17 protein-coding genes and 1 pseudogene are annotated in these 19,070 nt (G+C 52.9%); 8 read left to right on the forward strand and 10 right to left on the reverse strand.

The features are described from left to right. Window positions 1-63 precede the first annotated feature (63 nt). From ACSZO4_RS07000 to ACSZO4_RS07030, 7 genes and pseudogenes are all read left to right on the forward strand, one after another. Window positions 64-132 (forward strand): annotated as a pseudogene (locus ACSZO4_RS07000) (hypothetical protein); the annotation flags it as partial. 229 nt (window positions 133-361) lie between these two features. Further along, on the forward strand, window positions 362-502 hold the full coding sequence (rpmH, locus tag ACSZO4_RS07005; protein ID WP_000831330.1) for a 50S ribosomal protein L34: 141 nt from the start codon (window positions 362-364) through the stop codon (window positions 500-502). 17 nt (window positions 503-519) lie between these two features. After that, the gene (gene rnpA / locus ACSZO4_RS07010; RefSeq protein WP_088221260.1) at window positions 520-879 is read left to right on the forward strand and encodes a ribonuclease P protein component; all 360 of its coding nucleotides are present in this window, start codon (window positions 520-522) and stop codon (window positions 877-879) included. Continuing rightward, complete coding sequence (gene yidD / locus ACSZO4_RS07015; RefSeq protein ID WP_437888168.1) at window positions 843-1,100, forward strand: membrane protein insertion efficiency factor YidD; 258 nt, start codon at window positions 843-845, stop codon at window positions 1,098-1,100. Before rnpA ends, yidD begins: the two co-directional genes overlap by 37 nt. Before the next feature lie 2 nt (window positions 1,101-1,102). Continuing rightward, entirely contained in the window at window positions 1,103-2,746 is a 1,644-nt protein-coding gene (gene yidC / locus ACSZO4_RS07020) for a membrane protein insertase YidC (protein WP_437888169.1), read from the forward strand. A 97-nt stretch (window positions 2,747-2,843) separates the two neighbouring features. Beyond that, window positions 2,844-4,208: a tRNA uridine-5-carboxymethylaminomethyl(34) synthesis GTPase MnmE gene (gene mnmE, locus ACSZO4_RS07025; RefSeq protein ID WP_437888170.1), complete on the forward strand. Its 1,365-nt coding sequence runs from the start codon at window positions 2,844-2,846 to the stop codon at window positions 4,206-4,208. 280 nt (window positions 4,209-4,488) lie between these two features. Further along, window positions 4,489-5,235: a 4'-phosphopantetheinyl transferase family protein gene (locus tag ACSZO4_RS07030; protein ID WP_437888171.1), complete on the forward strand. Its 747-nt coding sequence runs from the start codon at window positions 4,489-4,491 to the stop codon at window positions 5,233-5,235. 64 nt (window positions 5,236-5,299) lie between these two features. On the opposite strand, the gene ACSZO4_RS07035 is transcribed toward ACSZO4_RS07030, so the two are convergent. Continuing rightward, on the reverse strand, window positions 5,300-6,634 hold the full coding sequence (locus tag ACSZO4_RS07035; RefSeq protein ID WP_437888172.1) for an NCS2 family permease: 1,335 nt from the start codon (window positions 6,632-6,634) through the stop codon (window positions 5,300-5,302). A 188-nt stretch (window positions 6,635-6,822) separates the two neighbouring features. On the opposite strand from ACSZO4_RS07035, the gene yieH reads away from it, so the two are divergent. Next, a complete protein-coding gene (gene yieH / locus ACSZO4_RS07040) occupies window positions 6,823-7,488 on the forward strand; it encodes a 6-phosphogluconate phosphatase (RefSeq protein WP_437888173.1) in 666 nt (221 codons plus the stop codon). A 37-nt stretch (window positions 7,489-7,525) separates the two neighbouring features. On the opposite strand, the gene ACSZO4_RS07045 is transcribed toward yieH, so the two are convergent. The 9 genes from ACSZO4_RS07045 to glmU form a co-directional block, all read right to left on the reverse strand. Next, a complete protein-coding gene (locus ACSZO4_RS07045) occupies window positions 7,526-8,704 on the reverse strand; it encodes an alpha/beta hydrolase-fold protein (protein WP_437888174.1) in 1,179 nt (392 codons plus the stop codon). Window positions 8,705-8,758: 54 nt separating this feature from the next. Then, on the reverse strand, window positions 8,759-10,348 hold the full coding sequence (locus ACSZO4_RS07050; protein ID WP_437888175.1) for a carbohydrate porin: 1,590 nt from the start codon (window positions 10,346-10,348) through the stop codon (window positions 8,759-8,761). 374 nt (window positions 10,349-10,722) lie between these two features. Next, window positions 10,723-11,448 carry a phosphate signaling complex protein PhoU gene (gene phoU / locus ACSZO4_RS07055; RefSeq protein WP_437433081.1) on the reverse strand — a complete coding sequence of 242 codons (726 nt, stop codon included), beginning with the start codon at window positions 11,446-11,448 and terminating at the stop codon, window positions 10,723-10,725. A gap of 13 nt (window positions 11,449-11,461) precedes the next feature. After that, window positions 11,462-12,235, reverse strand: coding sequence for a phosphate ABC transporter ATP-binding protein PstB (pstB, locus tag ACSZO4_RS07060; protein WP_437888176.1), 774 nt, complete (start codon window positions 12,233-12,235; stop codon window positions 11,462-11,464). Window positions 12,236-12,280: 45 nt separating this feature from the next. Continuing rightward, window positions 12,281-13,168 (reverse strand): phosphate ABC transporter permease PstA, encoded by an 888-nt coding sequence (pstA, locus tag ACSZO4_RS07065; protein WP_437888177.1) that lies wholly within the window; start codon window positions 13,166-13,168, stop codon window positions 12,281-12,283. Beyond that, window positions 13,168-14,127, reverse strand: coding sequence for a phosphate ABC transporter permease PstC (pstC, locus tag ACSZO4_RS07070; protein ID WP_437888178.1), 960 nt, complete (start codon window positions 14,125-14,127; stop codon window positions 13,168-13,170). The genes pstA and pstC overlap by 1 nt, the downstream gene beginning before the upstream one ends. A 118-nt stretch (window positions 14,128-14,245) precedes the next feature. Then, window positions 14,246-15,286 carry a phosphate ABC transporter substrate-binding protein PstS gene (gene pstS / locus ACSZO4_RS07075; protein ID WP_437888179.1) on the reverse strand — a complete coding sequence of 347 codons (1,041 nt, stop codon included), beginning with the start codon at window positions 15,284-15,286 and terminating at the stop codon, window positions 14,246-14,248. 316 nt (window positions 15,287-15,602) lie between these two features. Continuing rightward, window positions 15,603-17,432 (reverse strand): glutamine--fructose-6-phosphate transaminase (isomerizing), encoded by a 1,830-nt coding sequence (gene glmS, locus ACSZO4_RS07080; RefSeq protein WP_437888180.1) that lies wholly within the window; start codon window positions 17,430-17,432, stop codon window positions 15,603-15,605. Window positions 17,433-17,627: 195 nt separating this feature from the next. Beyond that, complete coding sequence (glmU, locus tag ACSZO4_RS07085; protein ID WP_437888181.1) at window positions 17,628-18,998, reverse strand: bifunctional UDP-N-acetylglucosamine diphosphorylase/glucosamine-1-phosphate N-acetyltransferase GlmU; 1,371 nt, start codon at window positions 18,996-18,998, stop codon at window positions 17,628-17,630. Between the last annotated feature and the right edge of the window lie 72 nt (window positions 18,999-19,070).

Here is a 19,070-nt window from a genome sequence, read left to right on the forward strand (position 1 = left end):
TGCGGGCATCGTGAAAAATCTATGGCAAAGAAAGCCTTATGTTCTCATAACTGACGATTAAATCGCACCTTCCTTAATCGATCTAACGAAGATCCTGGAGGATCCTTGCGATTTCCTGTTTGGGTCGTATAATCCTTCCCCCGGCGTGTTATGCTCGTTTTCAACCGTCGAACGCTGAGTGTTTTTCACCCTAATCTGTGCAAAAATACACGCGTTATAAGGAAAGAGAATTGACTCCGGAGTGTACAATTATTACAATCCGGCCTCTTTAATCACCCACACTGAAGCGTTAGTCGTTCGCTTAGCCTTACGGGCATACGCAAAAGTCAGTGAATTCATTCAAGTTTAGGTAGAAATCGCCATGAAACGCACTTTTCAACCGTCCGTACTGAAGCGCAACCGTTCACACGGCTTCCGTGCTCGTATGGCTACTAAAAATGGTCGCCAGGTTCTGGCTCGTCGTCGCGCTAAAGGCCGCGCACGTCTGACCGTTTCCAAGTAATAAAAGCTAACCCCTCGGTGGTTAAGCTCGCTTTTCCCAGGGAGTTACGTTTGTTAACTCCCAATCATTTCACATTCGTCTTCCAGCAGCCACAACGGGCTGGCACGCCGCAAATCACCATCCTCGGCCGCCTGAATTCGCTGGGGCATCCCCGTATCGGTCTTACCGTCGCCAAAAAAAATGTTAAACGAGCCCATGAGCGCAATCGGATTAAACGTCTGACGCGTGAAAGCTTTCGTTTACGTCAACATGAACTTCCGGCAATGGATTTCGTGGTGGTGGCGAAAAAAGGGGTTGCCGACCTCGATAACCGAGCGCTTTCGGAAGCGTTGGAAAAGTTATGGCGCCGCCATTGTCGCCTGGCTCACGGCTCCTGATAGGCCTTATTCGGGTCTATCAAATCCTGATTAGTCCGCTACTCGGGCCACGTTGCCGTTTCACACCAACCTGCTCTCACTATGGAATTGAGGCATTGAGCAGGTTTGGAATGATAAAAGGCAGTTGGTTGACAGTGAAACGCGTATTAAAATGCCACCCTTTACACCCGGGTGGAGACGATCCCGTCCCGCCAGGACCCTTTAATACCAGAGAACACTAACGATGGATTCGCAACGCAATCTTTTTGTCATCGCTTTGTTGTTCGTGTCTTTCATGATCTGGCAAGCCTGGGAGCAGGATAAAAATCCTCAGCCTCAGCAGCAGATCACGCAGACTACGACCACCGCAGCGGGTAGCGCAGCCGACCAGGGCGTACCAGCCAGTGGCCAGGGGAAACTGATTTCGGTTAAAACCGACGTGCTGGAAATGACCATCAACACCCGTGGTGGTGATGTTGAGCAGGCCCTGCTTTTGGGTTACCCGAAAGATCTGGGTGCTACCGAGCCTTTCCAGTTACTGGAAACAACGCCTCAGTTTATCTATCAGGCACAAAGCGGTCTGACCGGTCGCGACGGTCCGGATAATCCGGCTAATGGTCCGCGTCCGCTGTACAATAGCGAAAAAGATGCGTTCGTACTGGCTGATGGCCAGAACGAGCTGGCGATCCCGCTGACTTACACCGATGCCGCTGGCAACACCTTCACCAAAACCTTCACCCTGAAACGTGGTGAATATGCGGTGAATGTTGGCTACGGCGTGCAGAACGCCAGCGAAAAACCGCTGGAAGTCTCCTCCTTCGGTCAGCTGAAACAGTCCATCAATCTGCCATCGCATCGCGATACCGGCAGCAATAACTTCGCACTGCATACCTTCCGTGGCGCGGCGTACTCTACGCCTGACTCGAAGTATGAGAAATATAAGTTCGATACCATTGCGGACAACGAAAACCTGAACATCAGCGCCAACAACGGTTGGGTTGCGATGCTCCAGCAGTATTTTGCTACCGCATGGATCCCACATACTGAAGGCGCGAATAACTTCTATACCGCCAACCTGGGCAACGGTATTGCAGCCATCGGCTACAAATCGCAGCCGGTTCTGGTCCAGCCTGGTCAGAAGAGTGAGCTGAACAGCACTCTGTGGGTAGGCCCGGCCATTCAGGATAAAATGGCTGCTGCTGCGCCGCACCTGGATTTGACCGTGGACTACGGCTGGTTGTGGTTCATTTCTCAGCCGCTGTTTAAACTGCTGAAATGGATCCATAGCTTCCTGGGTAACTGGGGCTACTCGATCATCGTCATTACCTTTATCGTTCGTGGCATCATGTACCCGCTGACCAAAGCGCAGTACACCTCCATGGCGAAAATGCGCATGTTGCAGCCTAAAATTCAGGCCATGCGTGAGCGTCTGGGCGATGACAAACAGCGTCAGAGTCAGGAAATGATGGCGCTGTACAAAGCGGAAAAAGTGAACCCGTTGGGTGGTTGTTTCCCGCTGCTGATTCAGATGCCAATCTTCCTGGCGCTGTATTACATGCTGATGGGTTCCGTTGAGCTGCGCCATGCGCCGTTCGCACTGTGGATCCATGACCTGTCTGCTCAGGACCCTTACTACATCCTGCCGATCCTGATGGGTATCACGATGTTCTTCATTCAGAAGATGTCGCCGACCACCGTGACCGACCCGATGCAGCAGAAGATCATGACCTTTATGCCGGTCATCTTCACCGTCTTCTTCCTGTGGTTCCCGTCAGGTCTGGTGCTGTACTATATCGTCAGCAACCTGGTAACCATTATTCAGCAGCAGCTGATTTACCGTGGTCTGGAGAAACGTGGCCTGCATAGCCGCGAGAAGAAAAGCTCCTGACCTGTAACCGGGTGAGCTAAGCGCCACCCGGCAAACGGAAGAGTAAATAGAGGGCGGTCAGCAGACCGCCTTTTTTATTGGAATAAAGAGACAAGCCATGAGCCATAACGACACCATTGTCGCCCAGGCAACCCCACCGGGACGCGGTGGTGTGGGTATCCTGCGTATTTCCGGCCTGAATGCCCGCGATGTCGCGCACGCGGTTTTAGGCAAGCTGCCGAAGCCTCGCTACGCCGACTATCTGCCATTTATCGACCTCGACGGAAGCACGCTGGATCAAGGCATTGCGCTGTGGTTCCCCGGTCCCAACTCCTTTACGGGCGAAGACGTGCTGGAGCTACAAGGGCACGGCGGCCCGGTGATTCTGGATCTGCTGCTCAAACGTATTCTGACCCTTCCTGGCGTGCGAATCGCAAAGCCGGGAGAATTCTCAGAACGCGCCTTCCTTAACGACAAACTCGATTTAGCCCAGGCTGAAGCTATTGCCGACCTGATTGATGCCAGCTCCGAGCAGGCCGCACGCTCAGCGGTGAACTCGTTACAGGGGGTGTTTTCCGCTCGCGTGAATCATTTAGTGGAAGCGCTCACTCACCTGCGCATCTACGTCGAAGCGGCTATCGATTTCCCGGACGAGGAGATCGACTTCCTGTCCGACGGTAAAATTGAAGCCCAGCTCAATGCGGTGATTGTCGATCTGGACGCGGTACGTGCCGAGGCGCGCCAGGGCAGCCTGTTGCGTGAAGGGATGAAAGTGGTGATTGCCGGTCGCCCAAATGCCGGGAAATCGAGCCTGCTGAACGCGCTGGCAGGCCGTGAGGCAGCGATCGTGACTGATATCGCCGGCACCACGCGCGACGTCCTGCGCGAACATATTCATATCGACGGCATGCCGCTGCATATTATTGATACCGCAGGCCTGCGCGACGCGAGTGATGAAGTCGAACGCATTGGTATTGAACGCGCCTGGCAGGAAATCGAGCAAGCCGACCGTGTGCTGTTTATGGTTGACAGCACCACCACCGACGCCCTGAATCCCGCTGAAATCTGGCCTGACTTTATCGCTCGTCTGCCGCAGAAACTGCCAATTACAGTGGTGCGTAACAAAGCGGACGTCACTGGCGAGGCGCCAGGCATCAGCGATGTAAATGGTCACTCACTTATTCGTCTTTCGGCCCGGACGGGTGAAGGTGTTGATGAGTTACGTAGCCATCTGAAACAGAGCATGGGTTTTGACACCATACTGGAAGGCGGCTTCCTGGCGCGCCGTCGTCATCTACAGGCCTTAGAAGAGGCCGCAAATCACCTGCAACAGGGTAAAGCGCAGTTGCTGGGGGCATGGGCGGGTGAATTACTGGCAGAGGAGCTGCGCCTCGCTCAGCAGTCCCTGAGCGAAATAACGGGCGATTTTACCTCCGATGATCTGCTGGGACGTATTTTCTCCAGCTTCTGTATCGGGAAGTAACCCCAGAGCAGCACACTCAACAAGGCGACCGCCTCATTCACAGGGTCGCCTGCTTCCGGCCACCCACTGCTTTTTGTGCAACCTTCGTCTCTGCCTGCCAGCCCCTTCCGGCGTTTCAATTGTGCAGGAAATATGTAGATGGACATCTATTGACTAAATTTATTGTAAAAGTCAGTGCCTGGGGCTTTTCAGATACCTTTTTCCACATTAAAACCTAATCGGTATGCGCGATAATGTGCATCACTGCTTCCAGTACCGGACCATTATCACGGAGCGAAAAATGGCAACGCATTTTGCAAGAGGGACCCTCTCCGGAGGATGCTTAGTTTCAACCCGACTCTCTCAGCTCTGCCGCGACAGCGCCAGACAACTTCCTGAACACCAGCAGTCGCGGTTCCTGGCCTCCAGAGCATTACTCGCCGAAATGATGTTTATGCTGTACGGCGTCGGTGAATTACCGGACATCATAATTGAATCCAGTGGACGCCCTAAGTTTTCCGATCCTGACCTGCCGCACTTCTCTCTAGCCTCTACCGGTAATATGGTGGGCGTTGCCATCGCCACCGAAGGTGAATGCGGCCTCAATATGGAACTCCAGCGCGCCACACGCAGTTTTCATAGCCCTTATACACAACAGGGCTGGCAACTGACCAGTAACGAACAGCTGTGGATTAACAACCAAAACGATCCCAATGAAGCCCAGACGCAGTTGTCTACCCTGCGGCAAAGTGTGCTGCAATTGATCAATCAGATGCACAACGGGCACGACCTGTTGCAGTTGCTGCCCGGAGCCGGACGTCTGCGTGTGCCACAGCTGGCACAGGTAGAAGTATTGTGTGACGCTGAGGATGTGCTGATCTGGTCGGTGGCAGCCACACCGGCCATTGAGAGCCTTAAAATCTGGGAGTTTGACAGTAAAAACGGCTGGCGCTATCTGCCGGATGTGCAAACCCGCGCAAACGATCCCGCTTCGCGTTTAATGCGATTTACCAGCTTACCAGCAGAAAAAACCCTTACCCTTAACTGACCTGATTAAAAAAGCCCGGTAGCGTTACCGCTTACCGGGCTTGTCTGCGTGCTGAATACCGATATTAATGGTCGATAAAAACAATTTTCAACAAGAACAGCAGCGCGACCACTATCACGCAAGGGCTCAGCTCGCGCAGACGGCCAGTGAACAGCTTCATTATGCAGTAGGAGATAAAGCCTAACGCAATGCCTTCAGTAATGGAGAAGCTGAACGGCATCATCACCGCGGTAATAAACGCAGGCACGGCTTCAGTCAGGTCATCCCACTTCACACGCGCAAGGCTGGACGTCATCAGCACGCCAACATAGATCAGCGCACCCGCAGCGGCATACGCAGGAACCATACCCGCCAGTGGCGAAAGGAAGATAACCAGCAGGAACAGGATACCCACCACGACCGCGGTCAGACCGGTACGGCCGCCCACGGAGACGCCGGAAGAAGATTCGATATATGCAGTGACAGAAGAGGTACCGATAAAGGAACCGGCAACCGAAGAGATACTGTCGACATACAGCGCCTGTTTCATGCGCGGGAATTTACCCTTCTCATCCACCAGCCCGGCTTTGTCGGTAACCCCGATAAGCGTACCCGAGGAGTCGAACAGGTTAACCAGCATAAAGGAGAAAATGACTCCTGCCAGACCAATGTTAAACGAACCGGCCAAATCCACATTGCCCACTACGCTTGTGATGCTCGGCGGTGCGGAAACAATACCGTGGTACTGCACATCGCCCATCAGCCAGCCCAACAGCGTGGTGACAACGATAGACACCAGTACTGCAGCATGAATATTGCGGGATGCCAGAATGGCAATGATAAAGAAGCCCAGCACACCCAGCAGGACGCTGTGTGAGGTCAGATTACCAATGGACACCAGAGTATCTTTGTTCGCCACGATAACGCCGGCGTTTTTCAGACCCATCATGCCGATAAACAGACCGATGCCGCTGGTAATACCTACGCGCAGGCCCATCGGAATATTGGCAATCATCCAGTAACGAACGCGGAAAATGGTCAGCAATAACAGACCTACCGCACCCCAGAAAATTGCCCCCATGCCGATCTGCCAGGAGAGGCCCATCGCGCCAACCACCACAAAAGCAAAGAAGGCATTCAGCCCCATTGCTGGTGCCAGAGCCACCGGCAGGTTGGCAAACAGCCCCATCAGGATGCTACCGAATGCAGCAATCAGACAGGTGGTAACGAAGACCGCACTGGTGTCCATCCCGGCAACACCCAAAATCTGCGGGTTAACAAAGACGATGTAAACCATCGTTAAAAAAGTGGTGAAACCGGCGATCACTTCGGTGCGTGCCGACGTGCCATGCTCACGCAGTTTAAACACGCGTTCAAGCAACCCCTGGCCCGACGCCTGGGTAGTCTGTTGTTGGCTCATTATCAATTTCCGAACAAAGGAGGGAAAATTCGTCGCTATCCTATACCAAAATGAGACAATGTTGACCGTTATCACACACTTTTTTTCATTGAATTTGCTTATACGGCAACGATTGCGTGACGTAATCTGTCTTAAGTAAACGTTAAACTTGCAACATTCCCTAAATAAATCGAGTTACAGGAAACGGCATGTCCCAAATAGAAGCAGTATTTTTCGACTGTGACGGCACCCTGGTCGACAGTGAAGTCATTTGTTCGCGCGCTTATGTGCATATGTTTAAAGAATTTGGCATCGATCTCGATCTTGAGGAGGTGTTTAAGCGCTTTAAAGGTATGAAACTTTACGAAATTATCGCCGTCATCGGTGAAGAGTATGGCGTTAAGCTGGAAAACAGCGCGCTGGAGCCCGTGTTTCGTGCCGAGGTTGCACGTCTGTTTGACTCTGAGCTGGAAATCATACCCGGTGCAAAAGCGCTGCTGGATGCGGTGACAGTGCCGGTTTGCGTGGTCTCCAATGGCCCGGTCAGCAAAATGCAGCATTCGCTGGGGAAAACAGGCCTGCTACACCATTTCCCGGATCTCTTGTTTAGTGGTTACGATATTCAAAGCTGGAAGCCGGAACCGGCGCTCATGTTCCATGCAGCGAAGGCACTGGGCGTGAATACGCCGCGCTGTATTCTGGTTGATGATTCTGTTGCTGGCGTGCAGTCCGGTATTGCGGCGGGAATGGAGGTGTTTTACTTCTGCGCCGATCCGCATAACAAACCCGTTGACCACCCGCAGGTCACCACCTTTACCGAACTGTCGCAGCTGCCTGCGCTATGGCAGGCGCGCGGCTGGAACATCAGCCGCTAAGCATGACGCCTCTCCTGAAAAGGAGAGGCGTGACACCTTACTTAAACACCTTCTGTACAAACTCAGCGTAGGCCGGACGCCAGACGTCCATTTCATGATTCAGACCAGGGTACATCTTGTAATCAAACGTAATGCCCTGTTTTTCCAGCTCAGCCTTGAGTCCCGCAATGTCTTTACCGGTCACCGAGTCCTTCTCACCCACCACCACCGTAAAGTTGCGGAGCTGGGCATTAATGGCCTGCGGTTTGGCAAGTTGCGCGGCAACACCCGCATCCGGCACCGTCGCAGTGGTGACGCCGCTAAAGGTCGCCAGCCAACCGAAGCTGTCCAGATGATTCATCCCTGACACCAGAGCCTGATAGCCCCCTTGCGATAGTCCCGCCAGTGCACGCCCGTCAGCATCTTTACGCACATTAAACCGCCCATCGACCATCGGGATGATGTCGTGCATCAGCTCACGGTTAGCCGCTTTTGCGTTCAGCGGATAGAAGGTTTTGCGCCGCTCTTTCGGCGGATAGTTTTCTGGAATCGCCTGCGTGATTTCCGTTTCTGTATCCGGCACCACCACCAGCATTGGCTTGATTTTGCCTTCTGCCAGCAGGTTGTCCATGATTTGCGGCAGACGCCCCTGGTCGATAGCTGACAAACCGGTGTCACCGAAGCCGTGGTAGAAGTAGAGCACCGGCAGCGGTTCGCCTTTTCCGTTATAGCCCGGTGGCGTCCAGATATAGACGCGACGCTCAGAGCGCAGCTCTTTCGAGTGGTAAGTCACTGTCAGTAAATCACCATGCGGGACCGCGCGATCGTCGAGAATGCTTCCCGGTACCAGAATCAGACTGGTGTTGACCTGGCGCTGCGGTTTCTGGAAACGGCTTCCTGTATCCACCGAACGGAACCCATCAACATCAAAATAATACTCGTAGAGATTGGGCGTCAGGCTTTTGCTCTTCCAGGACCAGACACCGCTGTCGTCTTTGGTCATATCATGTGAGACGAAGTTATCTGGTGTGGAACCCGTAATGACTGATACGCGCTTTGCACCCGGCGCGAACAGACGATACGTAATACTCTTATCCGCATTAACCTGCGTCACGTACTGGCTAACCGGCACAGACATATCCGGAGTGACCGGGAAGGGGGCGGCAAATGTCGGTACCGACATACCACCTGACAGGGCTGATACTGCCAGAGCCAGACAGGCAAGTTGTCTTTTCATATCATCTCCTTGGTGTTGTTTTTCCACGCCAACGCATCGATAACCGCCACATTGTTACCACCAGACTTCAGCCTGTACGCCCGCTGCGAACTGGTCATTTTTCTCGTCAGCAAAGCTGAAGTTATCCAGTTCGTTGTTTAGTGCGTGGATGTACGTGCCATAGAAACGGATTTCCGGGCGCGACGTCAGCATGCTGGTATCGACCTTAAGCGCATGGTAGAGCGTAGTTTTGTAGCCTGCCTCTTTGTACTTCACACCCAGCCGGTCTGTATTTTTCTGGTTGAAATACGCCAGTTCAACGCCCGTCTGATTGTATTTATCCCAGATGTAAGCCGGGCGAATGGCCGCGCGGTAGCTGGTGAAATCACTGTGCGCACCGGTGTCATAGCTGTAGACATCTTCGCCGTGTGCCCAGACCAGTGCGTTCGCCAGGATCACATCATCACGCAGGTAAGTTTCCCCCTGCGAGACGAGGCGAATTGCCGTGCCGTTGGTATGCTCGCCGTAGTAACGACCGTTGAAGCTTATATTGGGGCTGGAGTCGGTGTAGCGAGAAAAACTGCTCGCCAGTGAGTTATTGGCCACCAGCACGCTGAATTCGTTGAAGCCGCCGTTATTGAATTTCTGGGTCAACGCGGTGCCCACCATCCAGGTATCTTTCCATTTGTAATACCCGTTGTCGTTCACGTTTTCTTTCTGCGTATCCGTTGAGTTCCCCATCGCATAACGACCGTTAAGCATCAGCACCGCGTTATCCCACAGCGGGATGTCTTTATAACGGACATCAACCGTGTTGGTGTTGAGCTGCTGCGAGTTGCTGAGTGAGCGATTGTACTGGTCGATATCATCGCGCAGCAGGGCGATATCCAGTTTACCGCTGCCCAGCTTCATGTTCTCAATCCCGACGCCACCGGCGTTATCGGTAGGCAGCGTTTTCCAGTCAAGCATTTGCACTTCGTGTTTCGGCAACTGATGTTTACCGACCCACAAATCGGCTTCTGGTGCAAATGGCAGGAATCCGGTGGTGGTCAGATAGATATCCGAGAATTGCAGGAGGTTATCGTTGCTGCTGTTATCGCCAAACCAGCCCGATGAGTAAGACTGACCGACGTTGCCATCCAGCATCACCACGGCCTTCGCGGTTTTGCCGTTTTCGTTGTAGACGCGCTGGGATAACTGCAAATCAAACCAGCTGCTGTACTCGTTACCAAAACGTCCCAGTGAACCGATAGCCCAGGCTTTTGGCGAGCCATTGGTGGTACCGCCCCAGCCCGAACGGAAATAGCCGGTATAGCTGAAGCCAATCTCGTCTTTGACGAATTTACTGAGATCTTTCATCGACATCGCGGTTACCGCATCCGCCTGAGCGGGCTGTGTTGCCGATGCCGGAGCCGTCTGAACCAGCACCGCCGCAGGCGCCGTAGCCGGTACGTTCGCCGTCGAGGTCGCTGGCTGCGAGTAATACAGCGCCTGCTTGTTTTTCTCATCGTCCTTGTAGCGTTGTAACTCCTTTTTCGTTTCGCTGAGATCTTTTTCCAGCGCTGCCAGACGCTGTTCAACGGTCATGTTCTGTGTCGCGGCCACCGCAGGTGTAACAGAGTATAAAAATGATGATGCCAGAATTAAGGGTATTGTTTTTTTCATGGTTTCCATCCAACCATTTTTGAATAAAAAAAAACCTGAACCCGCCCGTTATGACACGGGCGTGAGTTCAGGTTTTGCCTGTCTAAAGCAGTAACAATCCTGTACTGGATAACGCATTGCGGCAGGGCGCGTTGCCATGCCCCAAAAACAAAAAAACCTGGCACCTCCGTTAAGGAGATGTCAGGTTTAGCCCGCAACGCGGTAGCAATCCAGTTTCAGCCCACAACATAGCGATTTTTAATTCGCCAGCAATGAGCAAAGGAATAAACTGTGATTCACTGCGAATTTTTAGCCCAGTATTATCTTTATGGAACAGCCTGAGCTCAAAAGAGAAACGCCAGCAGAAGCTGGCGTTTAGATAAGCAGAAATGCAATTACTCTTTTGGATCGTGCCCGGCGAGTAACTTATCCAGTTCATCGCCGCCAACATGACGGAAATCCTGGCCTTTGACGAAATAGAAGATGTATTCGCAGATATTCTGGCAGCGGTCACCAATACGCTCAATGGAGCGCGCGCAGAACAAAGCCGTTAATACGCTCGGGATAGTGCGCGGATCTTCCATCATATACGTCATCAACTGACGCACAATGCCTTCATATTCCTGGTCAACTTTCTTGTCTTCACGGTAAATACGCACCGCTTCGTCAATGTCCATACGGGCAAAAGCATCCAGCACATCATGCAGCATTTGCACGGTATGGCGGCCCAGCGACTCCAGGCTTACCAGCAGCGGCTGATGCTGAGAAGAGAACTTCTCCAGTGCGGTGCGGCAGATTTTATCCGCCACATCGCCAATACGTTCCAGTTCAGCAATGGTCTTGATGATTGCCATCACCAGGCGCAGGTCGCTGGCCGTCGGCTGACGCTTTGCAATAATACGCACACAGGCTTCATCGATGGCGACTTCCATCATATTGACCTGCTTGTCACCCTCGACAACACGCTGAGCCAGTTCGCTGTCCTGGTTGTGCATGGCGGTAATCGCATCAGAAAGCTGCTGCTCTACCATTCCACCCATGGTCATGACCTGAGTGCGAATACTTTCCAGCTCAGCATTAAACTGGCCGGAAATATGTTTATTAAGATTGAGGTTGTCCATGGTGCACTCCAAATCAACCGTAGCGGCCAGTAATATAATCTTCGGTTTGTTTCTTCTTCGGCTTCGTGAACAGATCATCAGTATTACTGAACTCAATCAACTCGCCGAGGTACATAAACGCAGTGTGATCGGAGCAACGCGCAGCCTGCTGCATGTTGTGGGTAACAATCACAACGGTGTAATCCTGTTTAAGCTCAGTGATCAGCTCTTCAATGCGACCGGTTGAGATCGGATCCAGTGCAGAACATGGCTCATCCAGCAACAACACTTCCGGGCGAATGGCAATACCACGCGCGATGCACAGACGTTGCTGCTGACCACCAGAGAGAGAGTAGCCACTCTGGTGTAATTTATCTTTGGTTTCATTCCACAATGCGGCCTTGGTCAGCGCCCACTGCACACGCTCATCCATATCCGGACGTGAAAGTTTTTCAAACAGACGCACGCCAAAGGCGATATTGTCATAAATCGACATCGGGAACGGCGTCGGCTTCTGGAACACCATACCGACTTTGGCGCGTAACAGAGCGATATCCTGAGTGTTGGTGAGAATGTTATCCCCATCCAGCAGAATTTCACCTTCCGCGCGCTGCTCAGGGTACAGTTCAAACATTTTGTTGAACGTACGCAGCAATGTGGATTTACCGCAGCCTGATGGCCCGATAAAAGCAGTGACCTGATTTTTGGCAATATCCAGGCTGATATTTTTCAGGGCATGGAATTTACCGTAATAGAAGTTCAAATCACGAACCTGAATTTTGTCCGGCGTTGTGTCAACCATACTCATTTGTCTCTTTCCTCAATCAGCACCGCTTCCGCCGTGCTGCAAAAATTAGTATTTCTTGTTCGCGAAAATCACGCGCGCCAGAACGTTCAACAACAGCACACACAACGTAATCAGCAGCACGCCGGCCCAGGCCAGTTGCTGCCATTCGGCAAACGGGCTCATGGCGAATTTGAAGATAGTCACCGGCAGGTTGGCAATGGGCTGCATCATGTCGGTGCTCCAGAACTGGTTCGACAGCGCCGTAAACAGCAACGGAGCGGTTTCACCGGCAATACGCGCCACCGCCAGCAGAACGCCGGTCAGAATGCCGGAGACCGAGGCTTTCAGCGTAATGGCGGAGATCATCTTCCACTTCGGCGTCCCCAGCGCATAGGCCGCTTCTCGCAGGCTGTCAGGCACCAGTTTCAGCATGTTCTCAGTCGTTCGAATCACGATCGGCACCTGTAACAGCGCCAGCGCTATCACGCCCGCCCAACCAGAGAAGTGTTGCATCTGCATCACCACGATGGTGTAGACGAACAAACCCACCACAATCGACGGTGCGGAAAGCAAAATATCGTTAATAAAGCGAATAATTTCGGCAAGCCACGATTTACGCCCGTATTCCGCCAGGTAAATACCGGCCATGATCCCCAGCGGCGTACCCACTGCGGTGGCCCAGAAAATCAGTAAACCACTGCCCGCCAGCGCATTCGCCAGCCCCCCGCCCGCGGTATTCGGCGGCGGAGTCATCTCGGTGAACAGGGCCAGCGACATCCCATCAATCCCACGGGTGATGGTCGACATCAGGATCCAGATAAGCCAGAACAAACCGAAGGCCATGGTCGCCATAGAGAGCGTTAATGCCAGACGATTTTTCGCCCGGCGTTTGGCCTGCATCTTACGACGGGATTCCGCCAGCTCTGTTGAGGTCTGTATTTCGAGCGTAGCCATTAGCGTGCCCCCTCATTTTTAGCCAGACGCATAATCATCAGCTTAGAAATCGCCAGTACGATAAAGGTAATCACGAACAGGATCAGACCCAGTTCCATCAGGGCTGCAACATGCAGTCCTGATTCCGCTTCGGCAAACTCATTCGCCAGCGCAGAGGTAATGCTGTTACCCGGCATAAACAGCGAAGCGCTGTCGAGCTGGTAGGTGTTACCGATGATAAAGGTCACCGCCATAGTTTCACCCAGCGCGCGGCCCAGACCTAACATCACACCGCCGATGACCCCGTTTTTGGTAAACGGCAGAACGATACGCCAGATAACTTCCCAGGTGGTGCAGCCAATGCCGTAGGCAGACTCTTTCATCATCACCGGGGTTTGTTCGAACACATCGCGCATAACCGCTGCGATGTAAGGAATAATCATGATGGCGAGGATCACGCCTGCGGCCAAAATCCCGATACCGAAAGCCGGGCCGGAGAACAGCGCGCCAACAAAAGGAATGGCGGACATCACATTGCCGACCGGTTCCTGGAAATATTTGGCAAACAGAGGCGCGAAAATAAACAGGCCCCACATACCGTAAACAATACTGGGGATCGCGGCGAGTAACTCAATGGCGATCCCCAGCGGACGCTTAAGCCAGCCAGGCGCCTGCTCCGTCAGAAACAGCGCAATACCGAAACTGACCGGGACAGCGATCAGCAGGGCGATGAAAGAGGTGACCAGCGTGCCGTAAATCGGTACCAGCGCACCAAAAATTTCGTTTGGCGCATCCCACTCTTTCGTCCACAGGAAGGAGAAACCAAATTTCTGAATACTCGGCCAGGAGGAGAAAATCAGAGACACGATAATGCCGCCGAGCAGCAATAGCACAATCAGCGCAGCCAGTCTTACCAGCGCGCTGAATATCATGTCACCTTTTTTGCCCGGAGGGCTAAAAGCCGGCTTGGTTGCAACCATAAGTTACTCTTTAAGTTTGGGCCAGGAAGCGCGCATTTTATCGTGCTTCCTGGCTAAGGTAATGCCATACCCTAAATAATTCGAGTTGCAGCAAGGCGGCTCGAAGTATGACGGGTATTTAGTACAGCGCTTTACCGCTGCTGTCTTTCACGCTGGTTTTCCATGCAGCACGAACCTGGGCAATCACGCTTTCAGGCAGCGTTGCGTAATCCAGTTCGTTAGCCTGTTTGCCACCGTTTGTGTAAGCCCAGTCGAAGAACTTCAGGACTTCAGCACCCTGCTCCGGGTTTTTCTGCTCTTTGTGCACCAGGATGAAGGTGGTGGAGGTGATTGGCCACACATCAGCGCCTTTCTGGTTGGTCAGGTCCTGAGCGAAGGATTTGCTCCAGTCAATGCTCTTGGTCGCATTGGAGAAGCTTGCTTCGGTCGGCGATACCGGCTTGCCATCAGCAGACATCAGCTTGGTGTAGGTCAGGTTGTTCTGCTTAGCGTAAGCATATTCAACATAACCGATGGAGCCCGGCAGACGCTGGACGAATGCAGCGATACCGTCATTACCTTTACCGCCCAGACCAGTTGGCCAGTTTACGGTAGAGCCAGCGCCGATAGAGGATTTCCACTCTTCGTTAACTTTCGCCAGGTAGCTGGTGAAAACGAAGGAAGTACCGGAACCGTCAGCACGACGAACAACCGCGATGTTCTGAGCCGGCAATTTTTTACCCGGGTTCAGTTTCGCAATCGCTGCGTCATTCCATTTTTTGATTTTGCCAAGGTAGATATCACCCAGGGTTTTACCATCCAGCACCAGTTCGCCGGATTTGAAGCCTTCCAGATTAACGGCCAGAACAACACCACCGATAACGGTAGGGAACTGGAACAGGCCTTCCTGAGCCAGTTTGTCGTCAGCCAGAGGAGCATCAGAAGCACCGAAATCAACGGTGTTAGCAATGATCTGTTTTACGCCACCAGAAGAGCCGATACCCTGGTAGTTTACTTTGCTACCGTTTTCTTTCTGGTAAGTATCAGCCCATTTGGCATACACCGGCGCAGGGAAAGTTGCACCTGCACCCGTCAGACTTGCAGCGGCGTTAGCTGCAAAAGCGCTCAGAGAAAAGGTCGCGGCGACAACAGTTGCGACAGTGGTACGCATAACGTTCATAATGTCTCCTGCCAGGAATCGTAAATTGTTGTTTGAGTTGCTACGCTGAGCAAAATAGGACACTTTGATGACAGTTATATGCAAGGATTGTTACTGTTTGATGACAATAACCACTAAAACTGAAATTTGACTAAAAATGCGTGAAGCATCATGAAGATGCTGATCTTAATGACGGTAAGTTGTCAGCAATATTTTACTTTTGTGACACTAAAAAAGTAGTAGATAGGCTGAGATTGTCACTCTTTGGTGCTGAAAAAAGAGACATTTTGCGAGCGGGTTTGAGAAAAACGCCCCGGCAGGCCAGGGCGTTCGAGAATTACTCTACCGTTACGGATTTCGCCAGGTTACGCGGCTGATCGACGTCGGTGCCTTTGATCAGCGCAACGTGGTAAGCCAGTAACTGTAGCGGAACGGTGTAGAAAATCGGAGCAATCACTTCATCAACATGCGGCATCTCGATGATGTGCATATTGTTGCTGCTGACAAAACCGGCATCCTTATCAGCGAAGACATAGAGTACACCGCCACGCGCACGCACCTCTTCAATGTTGGATTTCAGTTTTTCCAGTAGCTCATTGTTCGGCGCAATAACGATAACCGGCATATCGTCATCAATCAGCGCCAGCGGGCCATGTTTCAGCTCACCGGCCGCATAAGCTTCAGCGTGAATGTAGGAGATCTCTTTGAGCTTCAGCGCGCCTTCGAGGGCAATCGGGTACTGATCGCCACGGCCAAGGAACAGCGCATGGTGTTTGTCGGAGAAATCTTCCGCCAGCTGCGCAATGCGTTTGTCCTGCGACAGCATCTGCTCAATGCGGCTCGGCAGAGTTTGCAGCCCATGAACAATCTCATGTTCAACGGATGCATCCAGCCCTTTCAGATGGCTCAGTTTCGCCACCAGCATCAACAGCACCGTTAACTGGGTGGTGAATGCCTTGGTGGATGCCACGCCAATTTCTGTACCTGCATTGGTCATGATAGCCAGGTCAGATTCACGCACCAGTGAAGAACCCGGTACGTTACAGATGGCCAGTGAACCGAGGTAGCCCAACTCTTTTGACAGACGCAGGCCCGCGAGGGTATCAGCCGTTTCGCCGGACTGAGACAGGGTAATCATCAGGCTGTTGCGGCGCACAGCGGATTTGCGATAACGGAATTCCGACGCAATTTCCACATCGCAGGGGACGCCTGCCAGAGACTCGAACCAGTAACGGGAAACCATACCGGAGTTGTACGAGGTACCACAGGCAATGATCTGGACATGTTCCACTTTGCTCAGCAGTTCATTGGCATGTTCACCCAGCTCGCTTAAATCCACCTCACCATGGCTGATACGCCCGGACAGGGTGTTTTTAATCGCGTTCGGCTGTTCGTAAATCTCTTTCTGCATGTAGTGACGGTAAGCGCCTTTATCGCCTGCGTCGTATTGCAGGTTGGACTCGATCTCCGCACGTTTCACATCGGCGCCCGATTTATCGAAGATGGCGACAGAGCGACGGGTCACTTCAGCAATATCCCCCTCTTCAAGGAAGATAAAGCGGCGGGTTACCGGCAGCAGTGCCAGCTGATCGGAGGCGATAAAGTTCTCTCCCATCCCCAGACCGATAACCATCGGGCTGCCGGAACGCGCAGCCAGTAACGTGCCCGGATCGCGGGAGTCCATAATAACCGTGCCATAGGCGCCGCGCAGTTGCGGAATAGTACGCAGCACCGCGTCACGCAGCGTGCCGCCCTGTTCCAGCTCCCAGTGCACCAGATGAGCAATAACTTCGGTATCTGTTTCAGAAACAAAGGTATAACCACGCGCTTTCAACTGGTCGCGCAGAGGTTCGTGGTTTTCGATGATCCCGTTATGGACCACCACAATATGTTCAGAGACATGCGGATGCGCATTGCCTTCTGAAGGCTCGCCATGGGTTGCCCAGCGCGTATGGGCAATACCCGTCCCGCCGACCAGTGGGTGTTCTTCCGCGGCCTGAGCCAGCATCTGCACTTTACCCAGACGACGCAGCCGGGTCATATGACCTTGTGCGTCAACCACTGCCAGACCGGCAGAGTCGTAGCCACGGTATTCCAGACGACGTAAACCTTCGAGAAGGATTTCTGCAACATCACGCTGCGCGATAGCGCCAACAATTCCACACATATTTTTTGATTCCGATTTTGGCATTTAGCCTGTCGTTGTCGGTCAACCTGTATGCCCGTTTTCCGGGCGCCCCGAGCCTTGTAGAGAGTGGGGTTATTTTTTTGGTACTGCTGACGGGCGGGGGATTATGTTATCCCCTCATCCCTGACCGCCAGATGGGCGCGAACGCCTGTCTGACAGTTAAATAGTGAGCAATTACTTCTTCTTCACCGGACGGCGCCAGCCCGGCTTATGCACCTGGGCGACTCGCGTGAGCACCAGCTCGTTTTCCGCCACATTACGGGTCAGGGTTGTCCCTGCGGCAATAGTCGCACCTTTGCCGACGTTCACCGGGGCCACCAGTTGGCTGTCAGATCCAACAAACACATCATCGCCAATCACGGTTTTATGCTTATTCGCGCCGTCGTAGTTACAGGTGATGGTGCCAGCGCCAATATTAACGTTGTCGCCAATATCCGCATCACCAAGGTAGCTCAGATGACCGGCTTTTGAGCCTTTCCCCAGACGCGCTTTTTTCATCTCAACGAAGTTGCCAACGTGGGCCCCTTCCAGCAACTCCGCGCCAGGACGCAGGCGCGCAAACGGGCCAATGGTACAGGCCGCAGCCAGTTCGGCATCTTCCACCACGCTGTAAGGACTGATTTCGCAGTCATCGCCGATCACGCTGTTTTTAATCACGCACCCGGCGCCAATTTTGACGCGATTGCCGAGCGTCACGTTACCTTCAATGATCACGTTAGCATCGATTTCAACATCTCGCCCATGAGTCAGAGTGCCGCGCAGATCAAAACGCGCTGGATCACGTAACATCACCCCGGCCAGCAGGAGCTTGTCTGCCTGCTCTGCAAGATACACGCGCTCCAGTCTGGACAGTTGCAGACGGTTATTCACCCCTTCAACTTCACTTAGTTGCTGCGGATGTACTGCGGCAATCTCATGCCCTTCCTGATACGCAAAACCGATAATGTCAGTGATGTAATACTCACCCTGCGCATTATTGTTGGTGAGTTTAGCGAGCCAGCGTTTCAAATCGCCGCCGTTGGCAATCAAAATACCGGTGTTGATTTCCTGAATATTGAGCTGTTCTGCGCTGGCATCTTTCTGCTCAACGATACCGCTGACGCGGCCATTCTCGCGGGTGATGCGCCCGTAGCCGGTTGGATCGTCGAGTTTCACCGTGAGCAGGCCAATGCCGCCCTGCGGTTTCGCGTCACGCAGGCGCGTCAGGGTGGCGGCTGAAATTAACGGCACATCGCCGTAAAGCATCAGGATATCTTCATCGTCAGCGAAGAATGGCGCGGCCTGCTGCATCGCGTGGCCGGTACCAAGTTGCTCGGCCTGCAGGACCCAGTTGAGATTGTTGTCAGACAGTTTTTGTTTTAACAGGTCGCCACCGTGGCCGTAGACCAGATGGATCTGACGAGAACCAAGATGGTTAGCAGCATCGATAACATGCTGCACCATCGCTTTCCCGGCAAGAGTATGCAGAACTTTCGGGAGATCGGAATACATGCGCGTCCCCTTGCCAGCGGCAAGGACAACCACGCTCATCGCACTGTTTGACATACAGATCCTGACGGTAAATTAAGTTAAGAAGTAAACCCCTTCGACGTTGAAAATTCTACATATTTTTCGTCA

Source organism: Phytobacter sp. V91, assembly GCF_965644225.1.
Lineage (GTDB): Bacteria > Pseudomonadota > Gammaproteobacteria > Enterobacterales > Enterobacteriaceae > CBFFRJ01.

Excerpts from the sequence above, each read along its gene's own strand:
- rpmH (WP_000831330.1), top strand. The coding sequence starts at position 362 with ATGAAACGCACTTTTCAACCGTCCGTACTGAAGCGCAACCGTTCACAC.
- yidD (WP_437888168.1), top strand. The coding sequence starts at position 843 with ATGGCGCCGCCATTGTCGCCTGGCTCACGGCTCCTGATAGGCCTTATT.
- yidC (WP_437888169.1), top strand. The coding sequence starts at position 1,103 with ATGGATTCGCAACGCAATCTTTTTGTCATCGCTTTGTTGTTCGTGTCT.
- mnmE (WP_437888170.1), top strand. The coding sequence starts at position 2,844 with ATGAGCCATAACGACACCATTGTCGCCCAGGCAACCCCACCGGGACGC.
- ACSZO4_RS07030 (WP_437888171.1), top strand. The coding sequence starts at position 4,489 with ATGGCAACGCATTTTGCAAGAGGGACCCTCTCCGGAGGATGCTTAGTT.
- ACSZO4_RS07035 (WP_437888172.1), bottom strand. The coding sequence starts at position 6,634 with ATGAGCCAACAACAGACTACCCAGGCGTCGGGCCAGGGGTTGCTTGAA.
- yieH (WP_437888173.1), top strand. The coding sequence starts at position 6,823 with ATGTCCCAAATAGAAGCAGTATTTTTCGACTGTGACGGCACCCTGGTC.
- ACSZO4_RS07045 (WP_437888174.1), bottom strand. The coding sequence starts at position 8,704 with ATGAAAAGACAACTTGCCTGTCTGGCTCTGGCAGTATCAGCCCTGTCA.
- ACSZO4_RS07050 (WP_437888175.1), bottom strand. The coding sequence starts at position 10,348 with ATGAAAAAAACAATACCCTTAATTCTGGCATCATCATTTTTATACTCT.
- phoU (WP_437433081.1), bottom strand. The coding sequence starts at position 11,448 with ATGGACAACCTCAATCTTAATAAACATATTTCCGGCCAGTTTAATGCT.
- pstB (WP_437888176.1), bottom strand. The coding sequence starts at position 12,235 with ATGAGTATGGTTGACACAACGCCGGACAAAATTCAGGTTCGTGATTTG.
- pstA (WP_437888177.1), bottom strand. The coding sequence starts at position 13,168 with ATGGCTACGCTCGAAATACAGACCTCAACAGAGCTGGCGGAATCCCGT.
- pstC (WP_437888178.1), bottom strand. The coding sequence starts at position 14,127 with ATGGTTGCAACCAAGCCGGCTTTTAGCCCTCCGGGCAAAAAAGGTGAC.
- pstS (WP_437888179.1), bottom strand. The coding sequence starts at position 15,286 with ATGAACGTTATGCGTACCACTGTCGCAACTGTTGTCGCCGCGACCTTT.
- glmS (WP_437888180.1), bottom strand. The coding sequence starts at position 17,432 with ATGTGTGGAATTGTTGGCGCTATCGCGCAGCGTGATGTTGCAGAAATC.
- glmU (WP_437888181.1), bottom strand. The coding sequence starts at position 18,998 with ATGTCAAACAGTGCGATGAGCGTGGTTGTCCTTGCCGCTGGCAAGGGG.